At 34.7% G+C, this 18091-nt stretch carries 12 protein-coding genes and 1 tRNA gene; 6 read left to right on the forward strand and 7 right to left on the reverse strand.

Features of this window, described 5'->3' with window-relative positions:
- Window positions 1–6: 6 nt before the first annotated feature.
- The 5 genes from xylE (at window position 7) to Q1A60_RS19300 (ending at window position 7776) form a co-directional block, all read left to right on the forward strand.
- The gene (gene xylE / locus Q1A60_RS19285; protein WP_299768261.1) at window positions 7–1425 is read left to right on the forward strand and encodes a D-xylose transporter XylE; all 1419 of its coding nucleotides are present in this window, start codon (window positions 7–9) and stop codon (window positions 1423–1425) included.
- A 46-nt stretch (window positions 1426–1471) separates the two neighbouring features.
- On the forward strand, window positions 1472–4108 hold the full coding sequence (locus tag Q1A60_RS19290; protein ID WP_299768264.1) for a glycoside hydrolase family 3 protein: 2637 nt from the start codon (window positions 1472–1474) through the stop codon (window positions 4106–4108).
- Between the two features lie 507 nt (window positions 4109–4615).
- Window positions 4616–4700: transfer RNA gene (locus tag Q1A60_RS19295), tRNA-Ser, on the forward strand.
- An 826-nt stretch (window positions 4701–5526) separates the two neighbouring features.
- Window positions 5527–5892, forward strand: a complete 366-nt coding sequence (locus tag Q1A60_RS21640; RefSeq protein ID WP_363322604.1) for a LytTR family transcriptional regulator DNA-binding domain-containing protein — start codon at window positions 5527–5529, stop codon at window positions 5890–5892.
- A gap of 126 nt (window positions 5893–6018) precedes the next feature.
- A complete protein-coding gene (locus tag Q1A60_RS19300) occupies window positions 6019–7776 on the forward strand; it encodes a serine hydrolase (RefSeq protein ID WP_299768267.1) in 1758 nt (585 codons plus the stop codon).
- A gap of 211 nt (window positions 7777–7987) precedes the next feature.
- Here the strand turns inward: Q1A60_RS19300 and Q1A60_RS19305 are convergent, their stop codons facing one another.
- Window positions 7988–8680 carry a LytTR family DNA-binding domain-containing protein gene (locus Q1A60_RS19305; protein ID WP_299768270.1) on the reverse strand — a complete coding sequence of 231 codons (693 nt, stop codon included), beginning with the start codon at window positions 8678–8680 and terminating at the stop codon, window positions 7988–7990.
- The gene (locus tag Q1A60_RS19310) at window positions 8677–9561 is read right to left on the reverse strand and encodes a histidine kinase (RefSeq protein ID WP_299768272.1); all 885 of its coding nucleotides are present in this window, start codon (window positions 9559–9561) and stop codon (window positions 8677–8679) included. The genes Q1A60_RS19305 and Q1A60_RS19310 overlap by 4 nt, the downstream gene beginning before the upstream one ends.
- A gap of 76 nt (window positions 9562–9637) precedes the next feature.
- On the opposite strand from Q1A60_RS19310, the gene Q1A60_RS19315 reads away from it, so the two are divergent.
- Window positions 9638–10057, forward strand: a complete 420-nt coding sequence (locus Q1A60_RS19315; protein ID WP_299768275.1) for a hypothetical protein — start codon at window positions 9638–9640, stop codon at window positions 10055–10057.
- 2 nt (window positions 10058–10059) lie between these two features.
- Here the strand turns inward: Q1A60_RS19315 and Q1A60_RS19320 are convergent, their stop codons facing one another.
- From Q1A60_RS19320 to Q1A60_RS19340, 5 genes are all read right to left on the reverse strand, one after another.
- Entirely contained in the window at window positions 10060–11760 is a 1701-nt protein-coding gene (locus tag Q1A60_RS19320; protein WP_299768278.1) for a T9SS type B sorting domain-containing protein, read from the reverse strand.
- A gap of 285 nt (window positions 11761–12045) precedes the next feature.
- Window positions 12046–12537, reverse strand: a complete 492-nt coding sequence (locus Q1A60_RS19325) for a hypothetical protein (protein ID WP_299768280.1) — start codon at window positions 12535–12537, stop codon at window positions 12046–12048.
- Between the two features lie 30 nt (window positions 12538–12567).
- Window positions 12568–15270, reverse strand: a complete 2703-nt coding sequence (locus Q1A60_RS19330) for a DNA gyrase/topoisomerase IV subunit A (RefSeq protein WP_299768283.1) — start codon at window positions 15268–15270, stop codon at window positions 12568–12570.
- Window positions 15271–15296: 26 nt separating this feature from the next.
- Window positions 15297–15710 (reverse strand): hypothetical protein, encoded by a 414-nt coding sequence (locus Q1A60_RS19335; protein ID WP_299768286.1) that lies wholly within the window; start codon window positions 15708–15710, stop codon window positions 15297–15299.
- A gap of 45 nt (window positions 15711–15755) precedes the next feature.
- A complete protein-coding gene (locus Q1A60_RS19340; RefSeq protein WP_299768289.1) occupies window positions 15756–17612 on the reverse strand; it encodes a DNA topoisomerase IV subunit B in 1857 nt (618 codons plus the stop codon).
- Window positions 17613–18091 lie beyond the last annotated feature (479 nt).

Genomic DNA, 18091 nt, shown 5'->3' on the forward strand with positions numbered 1-18091 from the left:
TAGTTTATGGCTTCTTCTAAAAATTCTTCATACCTGCTTAAATTAGCCATGGTCGCTACGTTAGGAGGGCTCCTTTTTGGTTATGATACGGGTGTTATCTCAGGAACAGTGGGTTCTTTAGAAAGTTTCTTTGTCACACCCAAAAATCTAAGCGAAAATGCAGCAAGTGCTTTTAAAGGATTTATTGTTTCTAGTGCTTTAATTGGATGTATTATAGGAGGTGTATTGAGTGGTTTTGTAAGTACTGCCGTAGGCAGAAAAAAAGGACTTGTCATAGCGGGTATTTTATTTCTCATTTCTGCTTTAGGATCGGCGATGCCTGAGCTATTACTAAAACCTATAGGAGATGCAGATCACACATTTTCTACTATTTTTATTATTTACAGAGTTATTGGAGGTATTGGTGTAGGGCTAGCTTCTATGTTATCCCCCTTATATATTGCAGAAATAGCGCCTGCAAAAAAAAGAGGCCAATTAGTATCCTATAATCAATTAGCCATTATTGCTGGGTTTATGGTGGTGTATTTTGTCAACTATTCTATCTCTAAGTTCGGCGGTTCAGACGAATGGCTTAATACTGTAGGCTGGCGATGGATGTTTGCATCAGAAATCATACCGGCAGGACTTTTCTTATTATTCTTATTCTTTGTGCCTGACACTCCTCGATCGTTAATGCTTAAAGGTAAATCTGAACAAGCGCTGAAAGTACTCATCAAAGTGAATGGTGAGTCTGAAGCTCATAAAATACAACATGAAATTAAAACTTCTATAGATAAACCTGATTCAAAAAAACTACTTTCATTTGGTTGGGGCATCATTATCATTGGCGTGATGCTTTCTGTTTTCCAACAGTTTGTTGGGATCAATGTCGTGTTATATTATGCGCCAGAAATCTTTAAAAATATAAACCCAGATACCGATGGCGCTCTTTTACAGACAATCATTGTGGGGGTCGTCAATTTCTTATTTACCATTATCGCTATCAAAACAGTAGATAGTTACGGAAGAAAGCCTTTAATGATGATAGGTGCTTTAGGAATGGCCATCGCCATGCTATCATTAGGTTTTGTTTTTTATTCGGAAGCTACAGGCTATCTCGCACTCGTATGTATGATGATATATGTTGCTAGTTTTGCCCTTAGCTGGGGACCTGTCACCTGGGTATTATTATCAGAAATATTTCCAAATAAAATTCGTGGTCGCGCCATGGCCATTGCTGTCGCTGCACAATGGATCGCAAATTATGCCGTATCCTTCACCTTCCCTATGATGGATGATAACCGTTATCTCACCGAACAATTTCACAATGGATTTGCTTATTGGGTATACGGTATCATGGGCTTTTTAGCCTTCTTATTTGTCAGGAAATTTATTCCTGAAACAAAAGGAAAAACACTAGAAGAGATGGAAGAATTATGGAAATAAAAAATAACTGTCTATGCATACAAATATCATGAAAAATCATTTTTGTTTGAAAATAATCAACAAGTCTGCATTCTGTATCGTTTTTAGTATACTATTATATTCGTGTACAGAAAGTACTCAAAAAGAATATGAGTACACCTATCAAAACCCAACAATATCATTTGAAGAAAGAGCTACAGATTTAGTGAGTCAAATGACCTTAGGAGAAAAAGTATCCCAAATGCGATATGATGCTCCAGAAATTGAACGATTAGGAGTTCCTGCTTATAACTGGTGGAATGAATGCCTTCATGGCGTAGCTCGAGCTGGAGAAGCCACAGTATTTCCTCAAGGAATTGGTATGGGATCTACGTGGAATCCTGCATTAATCCATGATATGGGAACTGCTGTTTCTGATGAAGCTCGTGCCAAACATCATAGATTTGCTAAAGAAGGAAAACGAGGTATTTATCAAGGGTTGACTTTCTGGACACCTAACATTAACATTTTTAGAGACCCAAGATGGGGACGCGGTCAAGAAACCTATGGAGAAGATCCCTATTTAACCAGTAGAATTGGCGTTCATTATATCAAAGGACTACAAGGAGACGATCCTAAGTATTTAAAACTCGTAGCTACTGCCAAACACTTTGCCGTACATAGTGGTCCCGAAAAATCAAGACATGAAGATAATTACCAAGTCTCTAATAGAGACTTATATGAAACCTATCTTCCTGCATTTGAAGCTGCTGTTAAAGAAGCCAACGTACACTCCGTCATGTGTGCCTATAATAGATTTAGAGATGAAGCCTGTTGCGGTAGTAATTTATTACTGCAAAAAATCTTACGAGACGACTGGGGTTTTCAAGGCTATGTAGTATCCGACTGTTGGGCTATTAATGACTTTTGGGAGCCAAACAGACATGGCTTAACCGAAACTGCCGCAGAAGCAGGTGCATTGGCTGTAGACAGAGGTACCGATCTCAATTGTGGAAATGTATATGATCCCAATTTAAAAGAAGCCGTACTCAAAGAACTTATTGATGAATCCAAATTAGATATCGCATTACATCGCCTATTTACTGCCCGTTTTAAACTCGGAATGTTTGATGATGCTAAAGATGTAAAATGGGCGAAAATTCCGTATGATGTGGTCGCAAGTGATAAACACTACCAACTTTCTGAAAAAGTAGCTAGAGAGTCTATGGTATTACTTAAAAACGATAATAACGTATTACCGCTGAGTAAAGACATTGCATCCATTGCAGTCATAGGACCAAATGCCAACTCAAAACAAGCATTATTAGGAAATTATCATGGTACACCTCATCAATTTATCACTCCGCTAAAAGCTATCAAAAACAAACTCCCCAATGCACAAGTCAATTATGCATTAGGAAGTGATGTAGCAGAAGGGTGGCCTATTTTAGAACCTATTCCTACTTCTGTGCTTAAAAATGGAAATGAAAAAGGCTTAAAAGGAACCTATTATGCTAATAGATCTTGGGAAGGCGAACCTTCACTGGTAAGAAATGATGAATCAGTTCACTTTATTTGGATGCCAGAAAAACCTGTGAAAGCTATTCAGAATGATGAATTTTCGGTTAGATGGACAGGGCAAATTATTCCTGAAGAAAGTGGCGTCTATCGAATAGGATTAAAAGCAAGTAGTGGTGGAAAAATCTATTTTAATGAAGAATTACAATTTGAGTTTAGTGATGATCATGAACCCAAAACTAGATATTTTGATACTGAGCTTACCAAAGGAGTTGTGTACGATATTAAAATAGACTACTTCAATTATCACACAGATCCTCAAGCACATTTGGTATGGGCAAAAAAGGATCAAGATTTATTAAGCCCAGCGATTGAAGCAGCTAAAAAATCGGATGTGGTGGTACTTTGTTTAGGTTTATCTCCTAATATCGAAGGAGAAGAAATGCCTGTATTACTAGAAGGATTTGATAAAGGAGATCGTTCAGAGATCACCCTTCCTAAAACACAAATAACATTACTAAAAGAAATACAAGCATTAGGAAAACCAACCGTATTAGTACTTATGAACGGAAGTGCCTTAGCAGTCAATTGGGCAGATGAAAACATTCCTGCTATTCTTGAGGCATGGTATCCTGGTGAATTTGGTGGAAAGGCTATAGCAGATGTATTATTTGGTGATTACAACCCGGCTGGTAGATTGCCAGTTACTTTTTATAAATCTGTAAATGACTTGCCTGATTTTAAGTCCTACGGTATGGAAAATAGAACCTACAAATATTTTAAAGGAGATCCATTATATGCGTTTGGCCATGGATTAAGTTATACTAATTTCACTTATGATCATTTAGAGTTGCCAGAGATAATAGAAGCCCAAAAAGAGATTTCATTAAAGGTATCTGTGACCAACTCAGGTGACCTAGATGGCGACGAAGTAGTACAAGTGTATATCTCACATATCAATAGTGCATATGATGCTCCGATACGATCGCTCGTTGGTTTTAAACGTATTCATCTAAAAGCAAATGAAACAAAAACGGTTGATTTTACAATAACACCCAAATTATATGCTCAATTAGACGAAGATGGCAATAAGATATATCCAGAAGGAAAAATGTCTATCAGTATTGGTGGGAGACAACCTACAGCCGGTGAACTTCGCACATCATCTTCAGATAACCTAGTGTCTAAAGTTGTTACTATAAAATAGTGTATTCAAAAAATTAAAATAATCCGTTATAAGAAGAGGTAAAACGGGTATGATATTTAAATGTCACCTCGAGTTCAGTCAAAAGTTTCGTTAGTACTTATAATCTTTCAGATAGATCCCGACTGCGCTGGATCAGGCAATATATATACCAATTATTACCTGTTTAAAAAACGACTACTCTCCTATTTAAAGTCAATAAGATTATGAAATATAATCTATTTATGAAAATGTGTCTGGGTACGCTTTCGCGAAAGCGTATACGTGAGATTTACAATCAGAGGGAGAGTGAAACGATAAAGCGTATAAAGAATTCTTTAGATATAATGCTAAATTCATTTTTAGATACTACTCCAAAAAATCATTTTTTAGCTAATTTTTGAATTGTTTATATAAATACATTTTAAAATTTAAAAAAACTTTTAAAAAAGCTTTCAAAAGGTTTTTTAAAAAGAAAAAGCGTCATATATTTGCACCCGCATTCAAGGAAATACCTTGATGAGGCACTCAGGAGAAATGGCAGAGTGGTCGAATGCGGCAGTCTTGAAAACTGTTGAGGGTCACACCTCCGGGGGTTCGAATCCCTCTTTCTCCGCTTAGAGCAAAGCTCGATTTCTGAATAGAAATCGGGCTTTTTCTTTTTATGTGAACATTAAAAGCATCGCTTTTAAAAGAGAACAGGAAAAGAAAAAGCCCAGAGATCGCCTAAGCGAGATCGAGCTTTATTGTCACCAGCGTGTGATTGAGGGATCTGTAATCCCTCTTTCTCCGCATCAAAAGCTTCACACATTAGGTGGAGCTTTTTCTTTTTCTGTAGACAGAAAGCATAGTTTTCTCAGTCGGAGGAAAACGAAAAAAGCTTCAAGGCGTAGCCTGGAGCGTTTTGATGTATTGGATTCCCTATCTGGGATCAACATAGTTAATCCCTCTTTCTCCGCAAAAGAAACCTATAACGGAAACGTTATGGGTTTTGTATTTTCAGGAGCATCGAAAGTGTACTTTCGTAAGTAACTGGAAATACAAAACTGACAAAGCATCGCTTTGTGTGGGTTTTATGCTTGTTCAGGAATTCCTTTTAGGGATCATTGTAAATAATCCCTCTTCCTACGCTATTACTTAGTAATATCCCAAACTATATAGAAACTCTTTACTAACGCTATCTAACAATTAGTACTAATTATATTTCTTTAAGAATTAATTAAGTTTTTTTAACATAATTCAAGAAAACTGACAGACTGCTTACTTCGTAAGTATGTTAAATATCTAGAATTAAATTTATAGAGATTCAACAAAAAAAGGACATACATGACATCGTATTTTAATGTTTTTGTCAAAAAGAATGATTTTAATTAAATATCACTATTAGATGTAATGATATAATAAAGAGTATCAATAAGGTAACTATTTTAAATTCAAAGGGCATGGCTATAACATCAAACAAAGAAACTTTTAGTAAAGACCGTATTCTTACGTATTATGGAAATGAATTTTTTATAATTCCCACTACAAATATTGCATTTATATATATTGAAAATTCAATTATATATGTAATAAATTCAGATGGTAAAAAAAGTATTTCAAATGAAAGTCTTAATACTATTTTTTTAAAATTGAATAGACATCAATTTTTTAGAATTAATAGACAAATAATTATAAATATTTCTGCAATATCTAAAATAATAAAAATGGGATTGATTTTGAAGGTCCAGACTTCCCCATCCTGTCAAAGTCCAATATTTGTTAGAAAAAACAAGATAGCTTCATTTAAAAACTGGATTAATGGATAGGTTTAAAAAGCTATAGAATTCGTTAATTAGTCATGCTATACAGCAAATGACACCTACATGACATCTAAATGTCGCTATAAAAACAAGGGGGTATCCATACCTTTGCGATATCAAAAAACGAAAAGTATGGAAACCAGTTCAATTGGAAAAAATCTAATCTATCAAAGAAAACGGAAAGGATATACGCAAGAACAATTATCAGAAGAAACTAAGGTAACAGTACGAACTATTCAGCGTATAGAAAAAGGAGATGTTACGCCGCATCTCAAAACCATCAAGCTTTTAGCAAATGCGTTAGACATAGAAGTCGATGACCTTTTGGTTTTAGAAAATCCTAAAGAAGAAGATATTCAAAAGAAATGGCTTATTCTTTTACACAGCACGCCTTTTTTAGGATTCATCATTCCATTATCAAATATATTGTTTCCGTTATTCCTATGGATTCATAAGAGAGAAGATAATAGCATCTATGATACGCATGGCAGAAAAATCATCAACTTTCAAATTAGCATGAGTATCCTTTATCTTTTAAGTTTCATTTCTTTAGTGACTATCGAAAAATGGGGCTTTTTCTTTTTTATAACAGTGATTCCATTTAGTATTATAGTGATGCTTATTAATATCGTAAAAGTGATAAATACTCATACCTGTTTTTACCCATTGGCATTTCCTTTTATTAGGAAAAAGAAGAAATCTAAATCTTTTACAGCGCCTAGTTTGATCATTATTGGACTATTCCTTTTTACGAGTTGTAATCATACTAATATAGCTACGATTGAGCGTTTAGACGGAACTCATATTTCTAAAGATTCACTAACCCATAAGATCAATAAACTCATAAGAGATGCTGAAGTACATGGAATGGCTGTTACAGTTTTTAATGATAAAAGCCCTATATATCAGCAGACGTTTGGATATAAAAACGTTCCTAAACAAGGTGTATTAACCGATTCTACAAATATCTATGGTGCCTCTTTAAGTAAAGCTGTATTTGGTGTTCTTGTAATGAAATTAGTAGAAGAGAATGTCATTGATTTAGACACCCCGCTTGAATCGTATTTACCAAAGAAAATTTATGAATACAAACCACTTACTCGTTGGCATGATAACTATTCGGATTTAAAGACAGATTCTTTGTATCATAAGATCACAGCACGAATGTGTCTGGCACATACTACAGGGTTTAATAACTGGCGATTTTTTGAGGCTGATAGAAAATTACGAGTACATTTTGAACCAGGTACCAAATATTTCTACAGTGGAGAAGGTCTGGTATATCTTCAGGTGGTATTAGAAAAACTCACAAACAAGTCTCTTGAAGAACTAGCGCAACAGTTTATTTTTAAACCTTTGGAGATGCACAATACATCATACCAATGGCAACCTAGATTTGAGAAAGATTTTGCACATGGACATACTACAAAAGGAGAAACCTATGGCAAGGATATCGATAACGAACCTAGATCTGCCAGTACGCTAGAAACAACAGCAAGTGATTATACAAAATTTTTAACTGCTGTCTTAAACGAACAGCTTTTAAGTAAAGTTTCTTACAACGAAATGTTTAGTCCTCAGATTAGAATTAAAACCTTAGCTCATTTTGGTCCTAATTCAAGCACACTCACTAATAAGTACGATCCTATTAATTTAAGTTGTGGGTTTGCGTGGTTATATTTTGATACACCACATGGGAAAGCAGTTACAAAAGGTGGTCATGGCGATGGATTTCAACATTATTCTATTTTATTTCCTGAAATAGGTAAAGGAATGTTAATCATGACGAATAGTGATAATGGGGAAAGCATTTATAAGGAATTATTAGAGATTGCTTTAGCTGATGTATACACACCTTCTGAATGGTCTAACTATATTCCTTATAATTAAAAAAGAATAGATTTAATACCCCTCGATAATGCTCGTTTATTAGGAGTTTCATTAATAGCAAAAGCACACCTTATAAAACAGAAAGTTGTACGTAAATATCTTATCAATCTCTGTTTTTCAAATAGTCGCTGTATATGATGTTTTCGCACCTGCCTGTCGGCACACAGGAAAGCGTAAAAAGTATATGTAACACCATAGGAATTAATCAGATCTATTTATAAAGCTTACTCACCAAATTACGATAGGTTTGTCCTATAGGGATTTTATGATCAGAAATAATAATTTTATTACCTTCTATTTGGTCTATTTTATCTAAAGCGACCACAAAAGATTTATGGACTCGCAAAAAGTTGATCGTTGGTAATATGGTTTCGTAATGAGAGATACCTTCATGACTCAAGATCATACCTTTCTCAAAAAAGAGTTTTGTATAGTTTCCATAGGCTTCTATATACAGTATATCTTGTGTATTGATTTGATGGTATTTTTTATCTCCTTTTACATAAAACCGTAGATTTTCTTTTGTGTCTGTATTTGTGTGAGTGGGTTGTGATTTTGAACCCACAGCCTTATTAATCGCTTTGATGAAGCGTTCAAAACTAAACGGTTTTAATAAATAGTCAGATATATTCAACTCGTAGCCTTCTAGTGCAAACTCCTGATATGCAGTGGTGACAATTACTTTTGGGGGATTTGATAATGTTTTTAAAAACTCAAAGCCTGTTAGTTTTGGCATGTTCAAATCCAAGAACATGAGATCAACAGTATTGGTACTTAGAAACTGCATGGCTTCTAACGCATTGTCACAATTTTTCTTACGTTCGAGATGTGGTAACATGCCACAAAACTCTTCAATAAGTTCATGTGCCAAAGGTTCGTCATCTACTATAATATATGTGATCATTTTTTATTTAAGATTAGATGTACTGCATACACGTTTCCTTTCTCCTTTACTATGAGTTGATGCATATTTGGATATATGAGTTTTAATCTGCGTTTTAAATTTTCTAATCCGATACCATTATCTCCTGGCTCTTCTGAAGTCTCAAAGTTATTTTCTATAGTAAACTCAATACGCTTCTCATCACTTCGTAATTGAATATGAAGATACGCACCTTCTGTGAGTCTTTCAACACCATGTTTAAATGCATTTTCTAATAGGATAATATACAATAATGGCGCTATTTGATCATCAGGCTGTATGGCATGCTCAAAGTGTATATCTACATTCTTACGATGTCTTATTTCATGCAATGCAATATAATTTTTCAAATAGGTAATTTCTTCAGATAGAAGTACTCGGTCTTTCTTTCCTTCATAGATAGTGTAGCGCATCATATCTGATAGTTTTAGTATGACGTCTGGTGCTTTCTCCGAGTTCTTTACCGTTAGGGCATAGAGATTATTCAGAGTATTAAAGAAGAAATGAGGATTTACTTGACTTTTTAATAATTCTAACTCGCCTTTTGCTTTTTCAGATTTTAGAGTTTCAAACCATCTCCATTGTTCATATAGCCATATTATAAAAAGAATAGGTACTGGAAGTAACAAAAGGTTTAATGCATCTCGATGATATATTTCTAGATAGTTTTCATCTAATCGTATGTATAATAAATAACCGAGTATAGAACTGTATGAAGCTAATATCAACAAACGATATTTTAAAAAGAATTTTGGGAAAAACAGATAGAACACACCGAGCCAAAAAAGGACGATTAATAGTATAATAATAGGATGATCTGGGGCTTCAAAATAATGATCAGCACCAAATGTTATAAGTAACACGAGGATAAGTACTGCTAATTTAAGTAAGACCCGTGCTTTTCTTTTAATGCTATGTACATAATGTAAAAAAAACGATATGGCTAACCACCAAAATGTAAAAATAAAGGTCGTTTCAAAGGGTTCGTTTTTTTGTATTCGTATAAATCCTATAGATTCTAAATACCAGACAACAACCCCTAATGCATCTATCTTTCCTCATTATTATCTATATATTCATGATGACCAAAGAAATCCGTTGCTTTCTAATACAAACCTTAAGGATATTATTGCCTTTATCCCTGAATTGAGACAAGAAATGAATCAATTTTATATTTTCTTTTCTGAGAATAACAGAATTCAGGTAAACGAACCTGGAGGACCACCAGACGAGTGGTTTAGTGAATATCAATTTAATGAATATGACTTACCTACTGAAAGGTATTCAAGTTATTTTTACAATGATCAACAGCAAGGTGAAACAAGTCTATCTGCCATCTATTACTATCAAGAAGAATAATATTACCTGCGCAGCGCAAAATGTCCCACCAAGAAACGATTACTCAATGTAGATGCTTTATACCAAAACCCAGCATCTAATAGACGTCTTCCATTAAAGGTTCCATCCCATCCCATACTCCGCGGACTAAAACTCGTAATACGTTTACCGTAACGGTCATAGATTTCTATAAACGTAATGGTTTCTCCATCTACAACAGTACCACGTACTTGCCAGTAATCATTAATCCCATCACCATTCGGGGTAAAGTATTTTGGGAAGCCTAAATCAATATCAACATCAAGTCGTTCACTAGCGGTGCCACAACCATTTTTATCACGTACAAACACTTCAATGTTTGATGTACCTAAATTGGTAAATACGGGACTATCTTGATAAGGACCTTCGGCAGAAAAAACAGCATATTCATAATCCCCTATTCCGCTTACCTGCACATTGATACTTACGTTTAGGTTTTGTAGTGTTGGATTTAAATCTTCAATCACAGGCGCTTCTGAAATAGTTACAGTAAACATATGCGAGCTATCACACATAATAACGCCTTCTTCTATAGGAACTTCAGAAATCACATCCAAACGATAGGTACCACTCTCTGTAATGGTTACATTACGTGTAGAAGAAATTTCTAATTCGGTATCATTTACAAATTGCACCCACGAAAACACCTCTCCTATCCCATCATAATTTAATTGTAATGGATCTTCATTAGAGCAAAAACTATAATCATCTAGTAAATTGATTTGAGGGTTTAAATCGACTGTTTCTCCTGTCGTAGGATCAAAATAAGGTCCACAACCTAAGGTAGTCGTAAAGCACGTTTGTGTGCAATCTATAGCATCACCAGCACTATTATAAGGTGTAATCGTGACATAGTATTTTATCCCTTCCTCAAAATCTATTACAAAGGTGGAAGTTACATTACCAAAGTCTAAATTATCAACTACATCAGAGTTTGTTGGGCTGCTTCCTATGGTAAGTCTGTATCCATCTGCATTTTCAACAGGAAACCATGTAAGTAATGGCGTTAATGCGACATTGTCTTCTCCATTAGAAGGAGAACTAAGCATGGTACAGTCAGGCACTTCTGATGCATTAATTAAGGTGGTAAACGAACTATCATTAGCACATCCCACAGCATCTCCAATAGCATTACGAGGTGTTATACTTGCGTAATACGTAGTCCCTTCTGCTAATGGCGTTACGATCTGAAATGACAGTTCACCATTTGGAATTAATTGGTTTGCGATCACATCATTCCCTCCTAATACGGTACCTACATTCAATATATATTCTGTAGCTCTAGGTGCATAACTCCAGGTAATCAAAGGTGTTAGAGACACATCTATAGCGCCATCTAGCGGACTTGTAATCATATTACATCCCGGTAAGGTCGTAATACTACCCGTACTAAATGTTTGTGAATTACAAATGGTTGTGGGGTCTGGATCTGCGGGATCTTCTCTAAGACCTATAACAATCGTATAGGTTTCATTTTCTGGCCATCCCATGGCGGGTCTATATGAAGTCTGAGAAGGTGTGCGTTGAATCGTTGACATCACTCCACCGGAATCTGTAATGGTAAGTATATATCCTCCTGCTACGCCTTCGTCTGTCCAGGTGACAGGATCTTCAACAGGAAGCACATTAGGACTTGTCAGTATGGCACAGTTTTGCGCTTTCGCGAAAGCGGAAACAACACACAATACAACAAACCAACTTATCTTTTTTGCTATGTAATCTGTCTTAAAAATACCTAGATTTTTAGTTAAATATAACCCAAAACAAGCACAAAGACTACAACTTTAACAGCCCATTTCGAAAAATCACTACCAAAGAACAACGTAAACGTTATCGTACGTATTATGACAAACAGTTTTTATTTATTAAAACAACGTAATCTGTCCTTCATTATCCAATTCTTCCCCATTTTCGTTTTCAGAAATATTATTTTCTAATGTTGAAGTCTCTTTTTGAGGTGTGGGTGTTGTTTATAAAATTTCACTAACAGTTAGCACCACTATAAAAAGAATAATGAGAGACCAAATATTTCTAGTAGTAGGTTGATACTTTTTAATAAACGATTTATGTAATAATATCATTCCTATAGTTATAAAAAAAGCACTAGATAAACATAAAAAAAATGCGTTTGAAGTATCCTTCTCTACATATTCATTTCCATCATAATAAAGTTTAAATAATTGTATAACTAAAAGTATTGCACTAGAAAATGACATCACAATACTCCCCATCCATCCAATCCGTTTACTCACTATGAGAAAAATTCCAGAAATTATAACTAACATTGAAGTTATAAGGTTATAATTATGAAATACTTTTAAAAGAGATATTTCTTCCCAAGAGAAACCAGCTCTTTCATATATATACAAAAAAGCAGTATATCCCGAATAAAAACTAATACAACCAATTGCAAAAAGAAGGATTCCTATTATTATTTCTGTTACTCTTCTTTTAGAATACATTTTTCAACCTATTAGAACAAAAACCATTTATTAAAACAACGTAATCTGTCCTTCATCATCCAATTCTTCCCCATTTTCGCTTTCAGAAGTATTATTTTCTGATGTTGAAGTCTCTTTTTGAGTTGTGGGTGTTGTTTCTGAAGGTACCGTCTCCTCTCCTACTACTTCTAGCTCTTCTGTAGGAATTTCTACAGGAGCTTCATAGGGTAAGGATTCTAACCAATTAAGCTGTTTTAATTTCTGAGGATACAATTGATTTCCAAGTGCATTAATTCCTTTTACAGCAATAAAGTCTTCCATACTCACAGACTCATTCTCTTTTTGATCTTTCCCTCGTTCTTTATAGAATACCAATTCTGCAACGGGTCTATGATCTGTTGAGACAAGTTCCAACTGACTATTATCATGATCTGATATAAAGGTTTCTGGTTTATCTGGATTTTCTATTAAAAAGCGTTTACCGTAATAACGTTCTTTTTCGCCATCCCAATAAATAGCCGTTATTGGTTTTTCTGGCTCCCATTTTTCCAAAACAATCATATCGCTATCAAAATGTGCTGTAACATCAGGAACAATAGTACGGGCATTTCCGTGCTGGTTAATGATCAGTAATCGATCTTCAGATCGAAACTCTCCTAGCAACTCTCCGCGTTCGTCTACATTAAGGCGCTGTACGGTTTCATCAAACCAAATCTTACGTGGTTTAAGCGTTGAAAGTCCTTTCTCTTTAAGCTCAACAGATTTTACAGAATGTTTCGTAACAATATTCCCTCTTGAGGCACGCCCTTTAATTAAGATGTCTGCTAAGTCAACTTCCAATCGTAATTTTTTCACACTTGCCACCGCTCGTAAATATACAGTGAGTAGTTCGGCTTCTCCATTTGGGTTTGCCGTGAAATAATACATGATAGAGCCTTTCTTACCATTGGTAAGATCGTATTCTTTATCACGTGTAATCGACGTAACATTAAATCGTTTTACATAGGTAGCACCACCTGTGCCATCTTTATAGATCATATTATAGGTAGTACGTTTGTCTTTTTTCTTAAAGACAGCGACATGAATAATATCTTTTCCAATAAAGGTTTTGGTGCCTACTCGTGTCACCATCATCTTCCCTTCTTTGGTAAAGACAATGATATCATCTATATCAGAACAATCGGTTACATATTCATCTCGTTTAAGAGACGTTCCTATAAAACCTTCTGCTCTATTTACATAAAGTTTTGTATTACGTAGCACCACTTTTGTTGCTTGGATATCGTCAAAGATTCGAATCTCTGTCTTACGCTCTTTTCCTTTTCCATAGTCTTTTTTAAGTCTTGTAAAATAAGCTATGGCATAATCAGTAAGATGCTCTAAGTGATGTGTTACTTCTGCAATTTGCGCTTCTAAGGCATCAATTTTTTGTTGTGCTTTATCGATATCAAATTTAGAAATACGCTTGATTCGTATTTCTGTAAGACGTGTAATATCTTCTTCGGTAACAGGGCGTTTTAGATGTCCAATATGTGGTTTTAATCCTTTGTCAATCGCTTTAATAACACCTTCCCACGTTTCTTCTTCTTCAATATCGCGATAGATTCTATTCTCAATAAAAATACGCTCTAAAGAGGCATAATGCCATTGATTTTCAAACTCATTGCGTTGTATTTCTAATTCTTGACGGAGTAATTCCTTAGTACGATCTGTACTTCGCTTCAACATTTCTGTCACGCCTACAAACAACGGACTATTATCTTCAATAACACATCCTAATGGAGAAATAGAAGTCTCACAATTTGTAAATGCATACAAGGCATCTATGGTTCTATCTGGTGAGATTCCTGAAGGGAGATGTACCAAAATCTCTACGTTTGCAGAGGTATTGTCTTCTATCTTTTTAATTTTAATCTTCCCTTTCTCATTGGCTTTTAAAATAGAGTCAATGAGAGATCCTGTGGTCTGTCCAAAAGGAACTTCAGTAATGACCAGTGTATTTTTATCTTGTTGAGAGATACGTGCTCGAACACGTACTTTCCCTCCTCGAAGGCCATCATTATAATTTGTAAAATCAGCAATTCCTGCGGTTGCAAAATCAGGAAGTATCGTAAAACGTTTTTCTTTAAGATGCTTTATTGAAGCATCTATAAGTTCTATAAAGTTATGCGGTAATACTTTAGTACTTAATCCTACTGCAATTCCTTCTGCTCCTTGTGCTAACAATAATGGAAACATTACTGGTAAATTGATAGGCTCTTTTTTACGTCCATCATAGGACGCTTGCCAATCAGTAATTTTTGGGTTATACACCACATCCAGTGCAAACTTAGAAAGTCTGGCTTCTATATATCTGGAAGCTGCAGCGCGATCACCTGTTAAGATATTCCCCCAGTTTCCTTGAGTATCTATTAATAGATCTTTTTGGCCTATCCCTACCATTGCATCACCAATACTTGCATCTCCATGCGGGTGGTACTGCATGGTATGTCCAACGACATTAGCTACTTTATTATAACGGCCGTCATCTAATTCTTTAAGTGCATGCATAATACGTCTTTGCACAGGCTTAAATCCATCTTCTATAGCGGGTACTGCACGTTCTAGAATTACATACGAAGCATAATCTAGAAACCAATCTTGAAACATTCCCGAAACTCGAGTAATTGTTTCTCCTGTAGCTTCTCCTCCTTCCAAAGGCTCCATCTCTTCGTTTAGTTCTTCTTCGTTATGCTCGTTTATTTCTTCACTCATCTAATTGAATCTTCGTATAAATACACTTAAAATTTGTTAGAACTCTTTAATATGTCACTCCATTCATTTCTAACAATGATAGTTTCATATTCTCCAGTAAATTTTTCACTAACGCGAACTTCAGATATTTTATCTATATTTTCAAATTTGACTTTAAATCTATAAATTAAATACGAATGTCCATCCCCACGTAATTCCTCAAAATTAATAGTTACTATTTTACCGTTTCTATTATTAATTCCTTTACACAATATCTCACCATACTTTTCATTGTATGTTACAAATCTATTTGTAAATGTTGCTTCACTATTTTCAATACTACAAGTCTCTAGATACATTTTTATAAAGCTTTCTGCATTTTCGATTTTATCTTTAGAAACATTTGTTTGAGGTATCTTCTTAAAATATGTATTGATGTCTACTGTACTTTTACAAGACATAACAATAAATCCTAGAGCTATAAATATTGTAAAAACCCTCATAAATTAAATCTCATCTACTCTATCTAATTCTACTTTCAGGTTTTCGATGATAAATTTTTGACGATCTGGCGTGTTCTTACCCATATAGAATGATAATAATTCTTCGATCATTAACGCTTTATCTAGCATCACTGGAGCCAGACGAATATCTTCTCCTATAAAGTGTTTAAACTCATCTGGAGAGATTTCTCCAAGTCCTTTAAATCGGGTAATCTCAGGTTTTGCTCCTAACTTTGCCATGGCATCCTGTCGTTCTTGTTCACTATAGCAGTAAATCGTTTCTTTCTTATTACGAACTCTAAATAATGGAGTTTCTAAGATATATAAGTGTCCTTCTTTAATAAGCTCAGGGAAGAACTGCAGGAAGAACGTGATTAATAACAATCGAATATGCATTCCATCAACATCGGCATCGGTAGCAATAACGATATTATTATAGCGTAAATCTTCAATAGACTCTTCTATATTTAATGCAGCCTGTAAGAGGTTAAACTCTTCGTTTTCGTACACAATTTTCTTAGTCAAACCGTAACTATTTAAAGGTTTTCCTTTTAAACTAAAAACGGCTTGTGTATTTACGTCTCTCGATTTTGTAATCGATCCACTCGCCGAGTCTCCCTCGGTTATAAATAAGGTGGTTTCTAGATTACGTTCCTTCTTACTATCTGTTAAATGAATACGACAATCACGTAATTTCTTATTATGCAAACTTGCTTTCTTAGCGCGTTCTTTAGCCAGTTTACGTATTCCTGAGAGGTCTTTACGTTCACGTTCTGCTTGTAGAATTTTTCGCTGTAAAGCATATGCAACATCCGTATTCTTGTGAAGGAAATTATCTAATGATCGTTTTAAGAAGTCATTGATATATGTACGTACGGTAGGCAAATCTCCTCCCATATCGGTACTTCCCAACTTGGTTTTTGTTTGAGATTCAAAGACAGGTTCCATTACCTTAATACTAATAGCAGACACAATAGACTTACGTATATCTGAAGCATCATAATTCTTATTGTAAAACTCACGTATGGTTCTCACGATGCTTTCGCGAAAAGCTGCTTGGTGTGTTCCCCCTTGTGTAGTATTCTGACCGTTTACAAAGGAATGGTATTCTTCAGAATATTGCGAGCGACTATGTGTGATCGCTACTTCTATATCATCTCCTTTCAAATGAATGATTGGATACAAACGATCTCCCTCTGCAATACTTTCTGATAAAAGATCTTTTAATCCATTTTCAGAAAAATATTTTTCTCCATTAAAAACAATCGTTAATCCTGGATTCAGATATACATAATTTTTAATAAGGCGTTCTACATACTCACTACGGAATTTATAATTCTTAAAAATACTTTCATCTGGAATAAAAGAAACTTTGGTTCCTCTTCTACGGGAAGTTTCATCTAATAAATCTTGATTGGTTAATTCACCACGTTCAAACTCTGCCGAAGCCGACTTGCCATCACGCGTAGATTCTACTCTGAAGTAATTTGACAAGGCATTCACTGCTTTGGTACCCACTCCATTTAGTCCGACAGATTTCTTAAATGCACGAGAATCATATTTACCTCCCGTGTTCATTTTTGAAACTACGTCCACTACTTTTCCGAGTGGAATTCCTCGTCCATAATCTCGTACGATTACCTTATCACCATGAATGGAAATCTCTATGGTTTTTCCAGCTCCCATAACAAACTCATCGATACAGTTATCTAGTACTTCTTTTACTAGAATATAAATACCGTCATCTGCACTAGAACCGTCACCTAGTTTTCCAATATACATTCCTGGTCGCATACGAATATGCTCCTTCCAATCAAGCGATCGTATATTATCCTCGTTGTATTGTGTTTCTTTCGTCATAATTGTAGGTAGAATGGCTAATATAAGACATCATAAGCGCTTATAAAACCTGACAAAAGAGAAGTAATCAACAATTTTATGCTCATAACTGTTGATTGCTTTTTAAATAGGACTTATCGTTATTTTTAGAAATTAGAAATCATAAAAAAATCTCGTCATACAACGAGATTTTTTAAATTACAATTTAATATAACTAAATAAAATTCCCCAAGAAGTTAGTTAGTTACAAATCATTAACACACTTAAACCCCAAATTCAAGTGTTCCACTTTTAATAAACTTCCCCAAATCTTTTTATGGCCCTACTTGTAATTAAACAACCATATGGTGATTATATAAGTTTACATGAATTCTTGAGGAATTATCATACTATTAAAAACCCCTATAGTAATGATGGTATAAATATAGTGATCAATTAACCACAGACCTAAAAAACGATATATACAATGTATATACAAGCACTTAAAAAGCATCTATACA

It is taken from the genome of uncultured Dokdonia sp. (genome assembly GCF_947492535.1).
Taxonomy (GTDB): domain Bacteria; phylum Bacteroidota; class Bacteroidia; order Flavobacteriales; family Flavobacteriaceae; genus Dokdonia.

Coding starts and splice junctions, on each gene's coding strand:
- Q1A60_RS19300 (WP_299768267.1), top strand. CDS start 6,019: ATGGAAACCAGTTCAATTGGAAAAAATCTAATCTATCAAAGAAAACGG.
- Q1A60_RS19335 (WP_299768286.1), bottom strand. CDS start 15,710: ATGTCTTGTAAAAGTACAGTAGACATCAATACATATTTTAAGAAGATA.
- Q1A60_RS21640 (WP_363322604.1), top strand. CDS start 5,527: ATGGCTATAACATCAAACAAAGAAACTTTTAGTAAAGACCGTATTCTT.
- Q1A60_RS19305 (WP_299768270.1), bottom strand. CDS start 8,680: ATGATCACATATATTATAGTAGATGACGAACCTTTGGCACATGAACTT.
- Q1A60_RS19325 (WP_299768280.1), bottom strand. CDS start 12,537: ATGTATTCTAAAAGAAGAGTAACAGAAATAATAATAGGAATCCTTCTT.
- Q1A60_RS19340 (WP_299768289.1), bottom strand. CDS start 17,612: ATGACGAAAGAAACACAATACAACGAGGATAATATACGATCGCTTGAT.
- Q1A60_RS19315 (WP_299768275.1), top strand. CDS start 9,638: ATGGCTAACCACCAAAATGTAAAAATAAAGGTCGTTTCAAAGGGTTCG.
- Q1A60_RS19330 (WP_299768283.1), bottom strand. CDS start 15,270: ATGAGTGAAGAAATAAACGAGCATAACGAAGAAGAACTAAACGAAGAG.
- xylE (WP_299768261.1), top strand. CDS start 7: ATGGCTTCTTCTAAAAATTCTTCATACCTGCTTAAATTAGCCATGGTC.